The following is a 14,227-nucleotide window of genomic DNA, read 5'->3' on the forward strand; positions in this document are numbered from 1 at the left end:
ATTTTTAGTTTAACGGCAAATTCTTGCAAAAATTAGATTTATTATTTGAAATAAAAAATTAATATTTAGAATTCAATTTCAGGATTTTAGGTAACAAAAAAACCCTCTTAAAAAAGAGGGCTTTGACGATCACAAGATTGAATAAATGATTTTTAATATATAGTACCAACCACTTCTTTAGGTCTTCCTCCTGGTGTAGTTACGAATGCCTCAATGAATGAACTAAAATCTGGCGAAATGGCCAAAATCTCACTTTCCTCAAACAAAACAGCGTAATATTTACCGTCGAAGTTTTCAATTTTATAATTTTCTTCTAACAATATCGTGCTTTCCATTAAGTCAAAAGCATTGTCTCTTTCGTCTTCTGTAGAGAAACCTACTGATCTTAAATAAAGAGTGGCGTCAGGGTTATAAACGCCAAAATAATATTGGCCGTTTTCGGCTTGAAATTTCACAAAACCTGTGATGCCATAAGAATCCCAAATTCTGGCTTTATCCAAATATTCTCCAACATTCAAAAAGCCCTCTAAAGATTTTAGAATATTTTGATTTTCAACTGATCCGCTTACCTCAGTAACCTCAATTTTTTGGTTTATTTTTTCAAAAACATTCTTTGCGTCTAACTCAGAAGTGAAATCACATGATCTTGCTATTTCTTTGTTGTTTCCAGCTTTCAAAACCACAAAATATTTTTTCTTGTCTTTTACTATGGATAATCTTCCGTCCATAGATTTATTTTTCAAAACAGAAGCAATGCCGTTTTTTCTTGATTTCAAATCTGCGTATCCTTCACTTTTGAGCAAAAGCCCGCCTAGGGCATCAACCAATGCAAAATAATATTTCTTTGTTTTTTTGTCTTGAAAAATAGTAAATCCAGGATTCTTTGGATCTTTTTCTTGGTTTTCGTAAGATTTACAAGGTAAATAGTCGTCATTTAGAGCCATAAAACTATATTTTTATTGTTCAAATTATAAAGGAAATTCAACGCTTACTTGATTTGGTAACTAATTTAATATTAATATTTTACTAATTAAAAATCTTGTTCGAATTAAAGTTTTTCAAAAACTAAATTCTACTATTTTTTATTAAAATTGTTAAATTTTCAAACCTAAAAACTCAAAAGTTCATTGCCAAAAAATAAACCTGCCAAACCTAAAAAGGTTTAGTAAGCTTTATTATAAAAGGAAAATTAAGTAATATTGAATTTGCAAATATTTCAAAAATATGAATACCCTTTTCCCAATTTTTCTGAAAGCCGACCAATTAAAATTTTTAATAATTGGTGGGGGAAATGTAGGATTAGAAAAATTAGAAGCACTCTTAAAAAACGCACCGAATGCAGAAATAACGATTTTAGCTCCTATTATTAAAAGAGAAATAGAAGATTTATCAAAAAATCATAATTTGACACTCATCTATGAACCCTTTGATGATACATATTTAGAAAATATAGATATTGTAATCGCTGGAACAGATAGTAAAGAGGTAAACATGCAAGCGAGAATTGAGTGCAAAAAACGTAAAATTCTTATAAATGTAGCTGACACGCCTGATCTTTGTGATTTTTATCTAGGTTCAGTGGTGTCCAAAGGTGATTTGAAAATAGGAATTTCAACCAATGGAAAGTCTCCAACATTTGCTAAAAGATTTCGTGAAATTTTAGAAGATATTTTACCAGATAACTTACAAGAAACATTGGACAATCTTCAAAGTATACGGAACAAGCTAAAAGGTGATTTTACATCTAAAGTGGAAAAGCTAAACGAGATTACCAAAATCATGAAAAAAGAAAACTAGAATTTCTAATGTAAAAAACTATGAAAAAGGCTTTAATCCTACTTATTTTAATCGCAACATTCGGTTTTATAAAATTAAATTTCTTTGACAATAGCTTTGGTTCTGCTGAAAATTGGTCTGAATACTTAGGAGGAATTGACAGAAATCATTACTCTAAACTTGAGCAAATCACACCCGAAAACGTAAAAAACCTAAAAATAGCTTGGGAATATGCATGTCCAGATTCAGGTCAAATGCAAACCAATCCTTTGGTTGTAAATGGCGTGCTTTTCGGTGTAACTGCCGCCGTTCAAGCATTTGCACTTGATGCCGCCACGGGAAAAGAGATTTGGAGATTTGGCGATCCGCTGAAAAACTGGGCAAGTACAAGCAGGGGTGTTTCGTATTGGCAAAATGGAAACGACAAACGTATTCTTTATACTGCTGGGCCCAATTTGTGGGCTTTGGATGCCGAAACAGGGAAACCAATCCAAAGTTTTGGAGATAATGGAAAAGTAGACCTTCATACAGGACTGCCAGAGATAGCCAAAGACAAGTTCATAATTTCAAATACGCCAGGAACAGTTTTCGAAAATTTAATTTATATGCCGCTTAGACTTTCTGAAGATGCAGATGCCGCACCAGGTGATATCAGAGCATTTGACGTTATTACAGGAAAACTGGTGTGGACTTTTCACACTATCCCCTACCCTGGCGAAAAAGGCTACGAAACTTTTCCAAAAGAAGCTTACAAAAACGAAAACATTGGAGCGGTAAATAACTGGGCAGGCATGGCAGTAGATACGAAAAGAGGAATATTATATGTACCTACTGGCTCGGCCGCCTATGATTTTTATGGAGGGAACAGAGTTGGGCAAAATTTATACAGCAACTGTCTATTGGCTTTAGATGCCCGCTCAGGAAAACTAAAATGGCACTATCAGTTTGTCCATCATGATATTTGGGACCGAGATTTACCAGCCCCTCCTAATTTAATAACCTTAAATAAAAATGGAAAAGCAGTAGATGCTGTGGCACAAGTTACCAAACAAGGCTATGTTTTTGTGTTTGATAGAGTGACTGGAAAATCCCTTTTCCCGATAAATGAAATACCTGTACCAAAATCAAAACTGCAAGGAGAAGTTACATGGCCAACGCAACCGGTACCATCACTGCCCAAACCCTACGCTAGGCAATCGCATACTTTAACAGAAAAAGACATATCGCCTTATGCTGAAAACAAAGAAGAACTAAAAAAGCTATTCAAAACCTACAAAAAAGGGCTATTTGACCCACCTAGCGAACAAGGAACAATTATTTTCCCAGGTTTTGATGGCGGAGCAGAATGGGGTGGAAGTGCTGTGGCCCCCAATGGAGTAATATACATCAATGCCAATGAAATGGCCTGGATACAAACCATGAGGCCTACAAAAAGTGTAAGTGGCCTCCCATTGGGCGAAAAAACTTACGTAAACTATTGCCAAAGTTGCCACCAGCCAGACAGAGAAGGAAACGTAAAAAGCGGTAATCCAAGTTTAATAGATATTTCCAAAAAACTCGACAAAGTAGCTTTACTAACTAGAATTAACGAAGGAAAAGGCATGATGCCAGGTTTTGCATTTATTAAACCAGAAGAAAAACAAGCCTTAATTTCATTTCTTTTTGATGAAGAGAAAAAAGAAGTTCAAAGTAAAAGCAATGAGATAAGTCAAAAAGCCGGTGTAGCCTTTAAAATGACGGGTTATAATAAATTTTTAGATAATAGAGGCTTACCCGCTATTGCCCCGCCTTGGGGAACATTAAATGCCATTGATTTAAATTCTGGCAAACAACTATGGAGAATTCCATTTGGAAACGAACCGCTTTTAGAAAAAGAGGGAATAACTGGAACAGGCTCTGAAAACTATGGAGGACCAGTGATAACGAAAACTAGGCTATTGTTTATAGCAGCAACAAAAGACGCAAAACTTCGTGTTTTTGATACAAAAACAGGGAAATTAATTTCTGAATTTGCATTACCAGCAGCTGCTTTTGCCACGCCAGCAATGTATGCAGTCAACGGCAAACAATACTTGGTGCTTGCATGTGGAGGAACAAAATTGGGTACTCCAAAAGGGAATAAGTATGTTGCTTTTGCTTTAGAATAGTGCTTTTTGATATAAAAATTAATAATTTTGAAGAAAAAATAGAAAAATTGAATCTGAATACCTCTTGGCGACAAACCGCTTCTACTTTATACAAAAAACCCAGTGATTCTAAAATATTAGGTTCGGTAGAAATTGATGTTACTGACTTAGAAACTTATATAGCTAAAAGAAGAAAAGAAGGGGTTAAAATAACATTAACTCATTTCTTCATGTTGGCTACTTCAAGGGCCATCAAAAAAGACGTACCAGAACTTAATACATTCGTAAAAAGAGGCACTATTTATACTTTCCCAACCATAAATCCAGCAGTTAGTGTACTTGGAGCAAATGGTGAAATGACTTCGATAGTTGTAAAAGAATCTGACAAACTTACTTTTGAAACATCCGTAGAGGCACTCAATGAAGAAATCAAAAAGTCAAGAAAAGGTGTAGAAAGCGGAACTATGCAGTTAAAAGAAGTAGTTGCTAAGATTCCGTGGCCGATAAGAAACTGGCTTTATAAAATCTTAAAAACTGTTTTTGTAGATTGGGGAATTTCAATTCCATTCTTGGGCTTAAAACCTCATACTTTCGGTTCATTTATGCTGTCAAATATTGGCACACTGGGTTTAGACATCGGCTTTCCTGCTTTATTTCCTATAGCCAACGTTTCTTTTGTTATGATAATGGGCGGGGTTCAACTCAAACCTTGGGTGGTGAATGGAGAAGTTGTTCCTAGAAGAGTAATTACCCTTGGTGCAGCTTTAGACCACAGAGTAGTAGATGCATCTCATGCCGGAAAACTATTTAAATACTTAAAATTCGCAGTAAAAAACCCAGAAGTTTTTGAAAAAAATTGATGCTTGAAAATAGTTTTAAACTTTGTATTTGAATTAAAATTTTGAATTTATGCTTTGATTTTGAACTTGAACTTGAATTTGAATTTGAATTTGAACTTAAACTTACCCCCTTCTACAAACTCAAATATCGCTGAAAACAATTAATAATAGCAACGGTAGTATAGGCTTCTGATTTCCAAAACAAAGTATTCCGTAAAAGTGTACCGCCTGAAAAATACACGCCTGCTTCCCAGTGTATTTCATTTCCTGAGGTTATCTTTTGAGATAAAATAAATTTAATAGCTTTCTTCATTACATCATCAGAGACCTCCAAACCTTTCTTTTTACAATCTACCATGGCCGATAAAGCATTCACTGTAGTTTGGACTTTATCAAAATGATTAATAAAACTATAGCTTTGAAAACTCCCATCTTCATTCTGTTTTTCTAAAATGTCTTTTAAAACTATTTCTGCTGAGTTTTTCAACAATTCAGCACCACTTGCGTAGGCTTTAGCAACTGTAAAGTGAATATGAAATTGATTGGGATAATAAACCGAATTGTTAGCCCAAGCTCTCTTTTTCAACCTTTTTTCTATCAATTCAGCAGAGTTTTTATATCCTATACTTTTCTCTAACTGATGAGTTTTAGCTAAATAGGTCAAAACATTAGCGTTCACAACTACGTCGACATCATTCGCTCCAAATGGAACCCAAGGCTCATAGGCTTCAGGGCGAGCAGTACTGCCAGGCACGAAAATGAGTAGCGTGTTGAATGCAGTCTTAGCTACATTCCAGCGATTATATTCGTATTCAGGATGCAACCACGTCATGTAAGCTCCCGAATTGGCATCGGCATGAAAAAGTACATTAAACCAATTCCTGTTTTTTCGATTTAAGTCCAAATACTCATCGAATCTTTTGTATGAAGCTAAAGAGTTTTTCGTGTCAAAAAGTCTGTTACTATAATATGCTGCTAGGTTTCCCAAAGAAGTATCGTCAGCATCTTCTGGTACGTTCGCGGCATTATGGATAAACTTGATTCTTAGATGAAAATTGGTAGGGCGATGAACCAAAGGTTGTGGTTTAGGCTCATTAAAATATTTCAAACGCCTAGTGGGAGGCAGTTTTTTCCAGAAATTGTAAAGATTACTATCGTCATACTCGGCAATATCGTCATGGGCAGCTTTCAAAATCGGCAACAATTCCTTTCGAGAAGAGTCCAATAAATACACCTCAGCTAGGGCATTATGAATGGCCGAAACCGTAAAACAATTGGAGTCTTGAGCTTTTTGTTTTTTGCCAATAAAAAAATAAGCACTCGTCAAATGCATATCTACAGGCCACTCACCAGCGTATTGTTTTTCAGGTATTGTCTCTTTTATTTGGCTGCTTTGCATAAAATTCAAAGCAGAGTCAATTTGACCTTTTAATAAATCATTGGAAATCAAGTTCTCTTGACAAAAACTTACTTGATTGGAAACTAAAAAAAGTAGTAAGAAATAGAATTTTAGCTTTTTTTTTGAAGATTTAAAATAAGGCATAATTATACATGTCTTTATTTATTATATTCTCCACGTAGTTTTTTCAAAGCATGATTAGAAAATACAAATTCATCCAGCTCTTTTAAACTAGACTTCATAATAGAAGTGCTGTCTCCTTCCCATATCTTCTTGCCTTTGTACAAAAACATTATATTATCGCCTATCGAAAGGACCGAGTTCATATCGTGGGTAATTACTACAGTAGTTATTTGATATTCGTCAGTAATTTCCTTTATAAGCTCATCTATTTTTATTGATGTCAAAGGGTCAAGACCGCTATTAGGCTCATCGCAAAAAAGATATTTAGGGTTCATTACAATTGCTCTTGCAATCCCAACTCTTTTTTTCATCCCCCCTGATATTTCGGATGGCATAAGTTTTCCTGTGCCATCAAGTCCAACTTTATGCAAACAAAACTCCACCTGATCTTTTTTTTCGGCTTCTGTCATAGTTGTCAACATATCCAAAGGAAACTGAACGTTTCGATGAACGGTCTTAGAATCAAACAAAGCCCCTCCTTGAAACAAAACCCCCATTTCTCGTCTGAGGTCTTTACGTTCGTTTTCGGAAATATGCAAAAACTCTCTTCCGTCAAAATATACGTCTCCAGTTTCAGGTTGAAGCAAATCAAGCATACATTTTAGCAAAACACTCTTACCTGTACCGCTTGAACCTATCACCAAACTCGTTTGCCCTTTTTTAAATTGCCCAGAAATATTATCTAAAACAACTTTCCCATTAAAAGCTTTACTAATGTTTTTTATTTCTATCATGTCAACAACTCTGCTAAAAGGTAATCGGCAATCAAAATGGCAATACAACTATTGGTCACCGCAGCGGTAGAAGCTTTTCCAACTTCTAGTGCTCCCCCTCTAGTATGATAACCTTTATAAGCCGAAATAGTAGCTATCAAAAACCCGAAAACCATAGATTTTACGATTGGAATAATAAAGTTATAAGGAATAAACGAAAACCGTATTCCATAAATATACTGCTCAGGGGTAATAATTCCGGTTAAAGTACCTGCCAAATATCCACCGAAAATTCCTAAAAATCCAGAAAAGATAGCTAGGATTGGAAAAGTAACTACGGCAGCCAAAAGTTTTGGAAGTACCAAATACGAAGCCGAATTTATTCCCATCACTTCTAATGCGTCGATTTGCTCTGTGATTCTCATTGTGCCTAGCTCACCGGCTATGTTGGATCCAACCTTTCCAGCCAAAACCACACACATAAACGTAGACGACAATTCTAGGAGAGTCATATCCCTTACGATATTACTCACAATGTATAAAGGAATCATCGGGCTCACCAAATTGGCGAAAATCTGAACACAAGTCACAGCCCCAATAAACAATGCTACTATAGCAATAATTAACACTGAGTCTATTCCAATAGTTATACATTCATCCAAAAACCTATACCAATATACTTTGGCAGCCTCACGTCTGGTGAATAGTTCGATTAGAAAAATGAAGAATTTGCCTAAAAGATTTAACATTAAGGATACTGTTTTAGTATACAAAGGTAATGAACGCACGATTAAATTAACCCTAAATAAATGCTGAATTTTATTTTAAGTCTTCTTTCTGTTAATTTTGAGGAAAATAAAAATTATGAAAAATTTAGCGGTCATTAGTGGAGGAAGCAAAGGAATAGGTAAAGCCATAGTAGAAAAATTTGCGTCAGAGGGATTTGATATTGCCGTTTGTTCAAGAGATATTCAGCACTTAAATTTATTAAAAATAGACTTAGAAAATAAGTTTACATCTGAAATCCACATTTTTGCAGCGGATATGTCTGTGAAATCTGAAGTTGAAAATTTTGGTAAATTTATTCTAAGCTTAAACCAAAACATCAAAGTATTGGTAAACAATGCGGGTGCTTTTATTCCAGGGCAATTATTGGAAGAAGAAGATGGTGTCCTAGAAACTTTAATCAATACCAATGTTTACAGTGCCTACTATTTATCGAGAATTTTGGTGCCAGAAATGAAAAAAGCAGAAAACTCCTCTCACGTTTTTAATATTTGCTCTATAGCTAGCCTTTTGGCTTATCCACAAAGTGGCTCATATTCTATATCAAAGTTTGCTTTGCTTGGATTTAGTAAAAGCCTTAGAGACGAGCTTAAGTTAAGTAGTGTAAAAGTTACCTCTGTTATGCCCGGTGCTACGTTTACTGATAGTTGGGCTGGCGTAGACTTGCCAGAAGAGCGTTTTATGAAAGCTGAAGACATCGCAGATATTATTTGGGCTAGTTATAATCTATCCAATTCTGCAGTAGTAGAAGAAATTGTACTAAGACCCATAAAAGGGGACATTTAATTAATTTCACAAAACATAAGATTACAGTCTCAAGCGTAATTTTGTTTAAATTGCAGCGTTTTTAAAAATCACATAGAAAAATATATATGGAATTATTACAAGAAGTAGCAAATATCTCAGGAAAACCAGGCCTTTATAGGATAGTTAAACCAGGCAGAGCGGGTGTTATCGTTGAATCATTAGATAGTCTCAAAAAAAGAGAAATGATTAATGCTAATGCTAAAGTATCTGTTTTAAAAGAAATTTCAGTTTATACAGAAGATATAAATAAAGCCACTCCTTTGGGTGAAATCTTTATGTCAATCAAAGAAAAATTTGGAGAGAAAGTAGACATTGACGTAAAAAATGCTCAGAACAAAGAGATTTTTGCGTTTTTTGAAAAAGTTATGCCAGATTATGATAAAGAGCGAGTTTATGCCACAGATGTAAAGAAAATCATCAATTGGTTTAATATTCTCTCCGCTAATCTCCCAGAATTATTTGAAACAAAAGCAGCAGAATAATAAAACCTGACCCAAACAAAAATTTGGGTCTTTTTTTTAATATGTCATCACATCATATCGTAAAGGAAAAACAAGAGCCGGCACTTATTATTGCTAACGGAGAAGCCTGTAGTCAAGAACTTATGGGTCAACTACTTGAATGGAGTCCTTTTGTCATTGTTCTAGATGGAGCCATAAATAGAGTCATAGATTTAGGAATTAAAATAGATGTATTATTCGGCGATTTTGATAGAATTGATTTTAATCAAGAGGAGATCCTAAAAAGTCAGTTTCCAATTGAAATAATTCATGCCCCAGATCAAGACAAAACAGATCTCGAAAAGGCCATTGATTTTCTGATTGAGCGGAATTTCCCTGCTGCTAATATACTCTGGGCAACTGGTAAAAGAGCAGATCACACCATGGCAAATATTGCCATTTTACCTAAGTATTTACCCCTCATTAAGCTCAAAATTATAGACGACCATTCTTGTATTTTTCCAATATTGCCCTTCCCTAATATTTATACAAAATGGTACAAATCTGGTACCCCAATATCGCTAATGCCGCTTGGAAAAACAGATGGCATAAGTACTGAAAATTTAAAATACCCTCTGAACAATGAATCCCTCATTTTAGGTTATAGAAACGGAAATAGCAACGAGGTAGCAACTGATGGAATTATAAAGATTTCCTATCAAAGTGGTGATTTGTTGATAATGGAATGTACAGATTAATAATGAACACATTAAGTGTGGATAAGTTAGCGGATAAATGTTTTTTAGATTACACTTTTTTATCTTAAAATAATTAATATTTTATTGAATTTTTGACCTTGTAAACCAATAATAAATTTCTAAAACTCCTGTGGAAAACTTTTATTTTGGTATTTTTTCGTGATGCCTTTTTTGCAAATAATTGATTATAAGGTACAATTAAAATTAGCCTCTCGGAAGAATTTTAATATTCTGTTAATCCAAAAAAAATTTGTCTTTTTTTTATTTTATTTTTTATCTACTTTTGATGTTCGTTATCGAGAACCCAAGATTTAAAAGAATTTATTTTACACCTTTTTACTCCTAGAATAGACATGTACGTAATTAAGAGAGATGGACGACGCGAATCAGTTAAATTTGACAAGGTCACCGCTCGTATTGAGAGACTCTGCTATGGACTAGATCCCATTTTTATTCAGCCAGTTGAAGTTGCAATGAAAGTAGTTTCAGGAATCTATGACGGAGTTACAACTTCAGAATTAGATAATTTAGCTGCTGAAACTTCAGCTTCTATGACCACCAAACACCCAGACTATGCAACACTGGCGGCAAGGATAGCAATCTCAAACCTACATAAAAATACTTTGAAGTCTTTTTCAGGTACAATGAAAATGCTTTATCAGTATGTTGATCCTAAAACTGCAGAAAATGCATCTTTGGTTTCAAAAGAAACTTGGAAGGTGATTCAAGCTAATGCAGCGTTACTAGATTCTTCAATAATCTATGATAGAGACTTTGGATATGATTATTTTGGGTACAAAACACTAGAGAAATCATATTTGATGAAACTTAACGGAAAAATCGTTGAGCGTCCTCAGCACATGTTGATGAGAGTTTCTGTTGGTATTCATGGCGAAAACATCGAAAAAGCCATCGAAACCTACAATCTTTTATCTGAAAGATGGTTTACACATGCTACGCCTACGCTTTTTAACGCAGGTACACCTAAGCCGCAATTATCGTCATGTTTTCTTTTAACAATGAAAGACGATAGTATTGATGGTATTTACGATACATTAAAGCAAACTGCAAAAATATCCCAATCTGCTGGTGGTATCGGACTTTCTATTCACAACATCCGTGCAACGGGAAGCTATATCAAAGGCACCAATGGTACCTCAAACGGTATTATACCGATGTTGAGAGTATTCAATGACACCGCACGATATGTAGATCAGGGTGGTGGTAAAAGAAAAGGATCGTTTGCAATTTATCTTGAGCCATGGCATGCAGATATTTTCGATTTCTTGGATTTGAAAAGAAACCACGGAAAAGAAGAACTAAGAGCCCGTGACCTTTTCTTCGCTCTTTGGATTCCAGACTTGTTCATGAAAAAAGTTGAGGCAAACGAAGATTGGTCTTTATTCTGCCCTCACGAATGTCCAGGTATGTCAGATTGTTATGGAGAAGAATTTGAAAGACTTTATGACAAATATGAATCAGAAGGAAAAGCCAGAAGGAAAGTATCTGCTCAAGAACTTTGGTTCGAAATTTTAGAATCACAAGTAGAAACTGGTACGCCATATATTCTATTCAAAGATTCAGCCAACAAAAAGTCGAACCAGAAGAATCTTGGTACAATCAAATCTTCGAACCTTTGTACTGAAATCATAGAATATACTGCTCCTGATGAAGTAGCTGTTTGTAATTTGGCTTCAATTGCTTTGCCTAAGTTTGTCAACAACATTGACACAAACCAAGTAGCGTTTGATTTCAAAAAACTTTATGAAATCACAAAGGTTATTACGCGTAACCTAAACAAAATCATAGACGTTAACTACTATCCTGTTCCAGAAGCAGAGAAAAGCAACAAACGTCATAGACCAATCGGAATAGGTATTCAAGGTTTGGCTGATGCGTTTATCTTGATGCGTATGCCTTTTGATAGTCAACCTGCTCAACAGTTAAATAAAGATATCTTTGAAACTATCTATTATGCTGCTATGGAGTCTTCTATGGAGCTTGCCATAGAAGAAGGAAAATATGAAACTTGGGAAGGTTCACCAATTTCGAGAGGCGAATTCCAGTTTGATATGTGGGGCGTAACGCCAGATTCAGGCCTTTGGGATTGGGAAGATTTGAGAGCCAAAGTGATAAAAAATGGTGTAAGAAACTCATTGTTATTAGCTCCAATGCCAACAGCTTCTACAAGCCAGATTCTTGGAAACAACGAATGTTTTGAGCCTTACACTTCTAACATTTATACAAGAAGAGTTCTTTCAGGTGAGTTTGTAGTAGTAAACAAACACCTTTTGAGAGACTTAGTAAAAATTGGTCTTTGGAATGATTCAATGAAAAATAAGCTGATTGCAGCCAATGGTTCTGTTCAAAACATTTCAGAAATCCCAGATCATTTAAAAGACCTTTACAAAACAGCTTGGGAAATAAAACAAAAAACCTTAATAGATATGTCTGCTGACCGTGGTGCATTTATTTGCCAAAGTCAGTCTTTGAATATCTTTATGATGGATCCTAATTTTGCTAAATTAACTTCTATGCATTTCTATTCATGGAAAGCTGGACTGAAAACCGGCATGTACTACTTACGTACTAAGGCCGCAGTTGATGCCGTTAAGTTTACAGTAGATAGACAAGCCATAGCAGAAACTACGCCAGTAACTGAGAAGTTTGAAGAAAAACCCCTCAACTATGAAGCTTACGCTAAAGAAAATGAAGCAAAAGCAAAAGAAGCAGCCGCAAGCTTCCAATTAAGCGAAGAAGAACTAAAATATGCAGCAATGCAATGTTCACTTGACAACCCAGAAGGTTGCGAGATGTGCGGCTCTTAAGGATTCCGACTTACTAATTTGCTATTCTAAAAATAAATACCGCCTTCGGGCGGTTTTTTATTTTATTCAATTTATTCCATATTTTTACAAAAAAACAGTTTGAATGTCTCTTGAATATAACACCAGATACGCTCGACAAGTAATCCTCTCAGAAATGGGCATAGAGGGTCAAAAAAAGCTAAACAAAGCATCTGTTCTTATAATTGGATGCGGAGGCCTAGGTGGGCCAGTTTTGACCTATTTGGCGGCAGCTGGAGTTGGAACCATAGGTTTGGTAGAATTTGATACTGTTGCAGAGTCTAATTTACATAGACAAGTAATATTCGACACCAAAGACATAGGCAAAAAAAAAATAGATGTTGCAGACCAAAAAATCAAAGATTTAAACCCACACATTAAAACTGAATTATATCCTCAAGGTCTAAATAGCGACAACGCCTTAGAAATTTTTTCTAAATTTGATTTGATAGTTGATGGCTCAGACAATTTCCCAACAAGATATTTGGTAAATGATGCCTGCGAAATTCTCAACAAGCCATTTGTCTATGCTGCCATCCACCAAATGGAAGGCCAGGTGGCAGTATTTAATTTAAATGGATCAAGTACCTATCGAGATTTGTTTAATTCACCTCCAAGTCCTGAAAACGCCCCAAACTGTGCCACTGGCGGAGTACTTGGACCTGTGGCAGGCGTAATAGGAAGTTTGCAAGCATTAGAAGCCATAAAAATCATAAGCGGTATCGGTAAACCTTTGGTAGATGAAATTCTCCTGGTTCATTTTTCAGAAATGATTTTTCGAAAAATGAAAATCAAAAAAGATCTAAGCCGGCCCAAAGTGGAAAAATTAATTGATTATGAAGCATTCTGTGCTTCAGAAATAAAAAATCCTTTGGCCATTTCTAAAAATGAGTTTCTTGAACTAGACAACTTTACTTTGATAGATATCAGAGAAAACTACGAACACGAAGAATTTAATATAGGAGGAGAAAACATTCCGCAAGATGAATTCGAAATTGAAAATATCAGAGAAAACGAGAAAATAGTGTTGTATTGTAGCAGCGGTATTAGAAGCAAAACACTTGCAAACAAAATCAAAGCTAAAAATCCTCTGCTTGAAGTTTACTATTTAGATTGTAGCTTAAAAGAATTTATTTGAACTCAAAAAAGACTGAAGAATTATCACAGCACTAATCTTATCAATATTTCCCTTTTCCCTTGAGTTTGACACCATTTTGAGTTAAGTAATTGATAATAAGGCACAGTATTGTCCAATCGGCTCTCTACAAACCATTATTTTGGTGGATTTTTAGATTTTAAACTTTTCTTGTGTTTGGATTGGTAAGATTGGTTTTAGACCCATTTTATTTAGGATGAGTTTTTCGTTTTCTGATGGCATCGATCTCAAGTAAGATTTTTTCCCATTGTTATCTATCAGACTTACTTGCATTTTGTCTAATGCTTCTCTTAGCAATTTTTCTGTAATCACATTTTTGTCACGATTTATTTTTTGTAGCACGAAGTTTTGAATGGCGAAGGCTATGTAACAAAGGCAAATATGGCCCTCTATTCGTT

Annotated in this window: 13 protein-coding genes; 8 read left to right on the top strand and 5 right to left on the bottom strand. The window is 35.0% G+C overall.

The window, feature by feature from the left end; all coding sequences use genetic code 11:
• Positions 1-152: 152 nt before the first annotated feature.
• The gene (locus EGI22_RS08685; RefSeq protein WP_255067800.1) at positions 153-944 is read right to left on the bottom strand and encodes a YegP family protein; all 792 of its coding nucleotides are present in this window, start codon (positions 942-944) and stop codon (positions 153-155) included.
• Between the two features lie 280 nt (positions 945-1,224).
• Between EGI22_RS08685 and EGI22_RS08690 the strand changes: the two genes are divergently transcribed.
• From EGI22_RS08690 to EGI22_RS08700, 3 genes are read left to right on the top strand one after another with little or no spacing between them, the layout of a single operon-like run.
• Complete coding sequence (locus EGI22_RS08690; protein WP_255067801.1) at positions 1,225-1,797, top strand: bifunctional precorrin-2 dehydrogenase/sirohydrochlorin ferrochelatase; 573 nt, start codon at positions 1,225-1,227, stop codon at positions 1,795-1,797.
• A gap of 20 nt (positions 1,798-1,817) precedes the next feature.
• The gene (locus tag EGI22_RS08695) at positions 1,818-3,923 is read left to right on the top strand and encodes a PQQ-binding-like beta-propeller repeat protein (protein WP_255067802.1); all 2,106 of its coding nucleotides are present in this window, start codon (positions 1,818-1,820) and stop codon (positions 3,921-3,923) included.
• Between the two features lie 47 nt (positions 3,924-3,970).
• Complete coding sequence (locus tag EGI22_RS08700) at positions 3,971-4,762, top strand: 2-oxo acid dehydrogenase subunit E2 (RefSeq protein WP_255067803.1); 792 nt, start codon at positions 3,971-3,973, stop codon at positions 4,760-4,762.
• A 112-nt stretch (positions 4,763-4,874) separates the two neighbouring features.
• On the opposite strand, the gene EGI22_RS08705 is transcribed toward EGI22_RS08700, so the two are convergent.
• Genes EGI22_RS08705 through EGI22_RS08715 form a run of 3 tightly spaced genes read right to left on the bottom strand, consistent with a single transcriptional unit; the run spans position 4,875 to position 7,785 of the window.
• Positions 4,875-6,284, bottom strand: coding sequence for a hypothetical protein (locus tag EGI22_RS08705; protein ID WP_255067804.1), 1,410 nt, complete (start codon positions 6,282-6,284; stop codon positions 4,875-4,877).
• Positions 6,285-6,298: 14 nt separating this feature from the next.
• Entirely contained in the window at positions 6,299-7,057 is a 759-nt protein-coding gene (locus EGI22_RS08710) for an ABC transporter ATP-binding protein (protein WP_255067805.1), read from the bottom strand.
• Positions 7,054-7,785: an ABC transporter permease gene (locus tag EGI22_RS08715; RefSeq protein ID WP_255067806.1), complete on the bottom strand. Its 732-nt coding sequence runs from the start codon at positions 7,783-7,785 to the stop codon at positions 7,054-7,056. The genes EGI22_RS08710 and EGI22_RS08715 overlap by 4 nt, the downstream gene beginning before the upstream one ends.
• Before the next feature lie 115 nt (positions 7,786-7,900).
• Between EGI22_RS08715 and EGI22_RS08720 the strand changes: the two genes are divergently transcribed.
• The 5 genes from EGI22_RS08720 to moeB all read left to right on the top strand — a co-directional run bounded on the left by EGI22_RS08720 (position 7,901) and on the right by moeB (position 13,811).
• A complete protein-coding gene (locus EGI22_RS08720) occupies positions 7,901-8,608 on the top strand; it encodes an SDR family oxidoreductase (protein WP_255067807.1) in 708 nt (235 codons plus the stop codon).
• A gap of 86 nt (positions 8,609-8,694) precedes the next feature.
• Entirely contained in the window at positions 8,695-9,111 is a 417-nt protein-coding gene (locus EGI22_RS08725; RefSeq protein ID WP_255067808.1) for a DUF5606 domain-containing protein, read from the top strand.
• Between the two features lie 41 nt (positions 9,112-9,152).
• Positions 9,153-9,827, top strand: a complete 675-nt coding sequence (locus EGI22_RS08730) for a thiamine diphosphokinase (RefSeq protein WP_255067809.1) — start codon at positions 9,153-9,155, stop codon at positions 9,825-9,827.
• 353 nt (positions 9,828-10,180) lie between these two features.
• Positions 10,181-12,655 (top strand): ribonucleoside-diphosphate reductase subunit alpha, encoded by a 2,475-nt coding sequence (locus EGI22_RS08735; RefSeq protein ID WP_255067810.1) that lies wholly within the window; start codon positions 10,181-10,183, stop codon positions 12,653-12,655.
• A 103-nt stretch (positions 12,656-12,758) separates the two neighbouring features.
• Positions 12,759-13,811, top strand: coding sequence for a molybdopterin-synthase adenylyltransferase MoeB (gene moeB / locus EGI22_RS08740; protein WP_255067811.1), 1,053 nt, complete (start codon positions 12,759-12,761; stop codon positions 13,809-13,811).
• Between the two features lie 150 nt (positions 13,812-13,961).
• Here the strand turns inward: moeB and EGI22_RS08745 are convergent.
• A partial coding sequence (locus tag EGI22_RS08745) for a hypothetical protein (protein WP_255067812.1) occupies positions 13,962-14,227 on the bottom strand: 266 nt, incomplete at its 5' end.

Origin of the sequence: Lacihabitans sp. LS3-19 (assembly GCF_024343575.1) — a bacterium.
In the GTDB taxonomy this organism is placed as follows: Bacteria; Bacteroidota; Bacteroidia; order Cytophagales; family Spirosomataceae; genus Leadbetterella.

What these genes read in the sequence shown, in the direction of transcription:
- EGI22_RS08685 (WP_255067800.1), bottom strand. Translation starts at nt 944, where the DNA reads ATGGCTCTAAATGACGACTATTTACCTTGTAAATCTTACGAAAACCAA.
- EGI22_RS08690 (WP_255067801.1), top strand. Translation starts at nt 1,225, where the DNA reads ATGAATACCCTTTTCCCAATTTTTCTGAAAGCCGACCAATTAAAATTT.
- EGI22_RS08695 (WP_255067802.1), top strand. Translation starts at nt 1,818, where the DNA reads ATGAAAAAGGCTTTAATCCTACTTATTTTAATCGCAACATTCGGTTTT.
- EGI22_RS08705 (WP_255067804.1), bottom strand. Translation starts at nt 6,284, where the DNA reads ATGCCTTATTTTAAATCTTCAAAAAAAAAGCTAAAATTCTATTTCTTA.
- EGI22_RS08710 (WP_255067805.1), bottom strand. Translation starts at nt 7,057, where the DNA reads ATGATAGAAATAAAAAACATTAGTAAAGCTTTTAATGGGAAAGTTGTT.
- EGI22_RS08715 (WP_255067806.1), bottom strand. Translation starts at nt 7,785, where the DNA reads ATGTTAAATCTTTTAGGCAAATTCTTCATTTTTCTAATCGAACTATTC.
- EGI22_RS08720 (WP_255067807.1), top strand. Translation starts at nt 7,901, where the DNA reads ATGAAAAATTTAGCGGTCATTAGTGGAGGAAGCAAAGGAATAGGTAAA.
- EGI22_RS08725 (WP_255067808.1), top strand. Translation starts at nt 8,695, where the DNA reads ATGGAATTATTACAAGAAGTAGCAAATATCTCAGGAAAACCAGGCCTT.
- EGI22_RS08730 (WP_255067809.1), top strand. Translation starts at nt 9,153, where the DNA reads ATGTCATCACATCATATCGTAAAGGAAAAACAAGAGCCGGCACTTATT.
- EGI22_RS08735 (WP_255067810.1), top strand. Translation starts at nt 10,181, where the DNA reads ATGTACGTAATTAAGAGAGATGGACGACGCGAATCAGTTAAATTTGAC.
- moeB (WP_255067811.1), top strand. Translation starts at nt 12,759, where the DNA reads ATGTCTCTTGAATATAACACCAGATACGCTCGACAAGTAATCCTCTCA.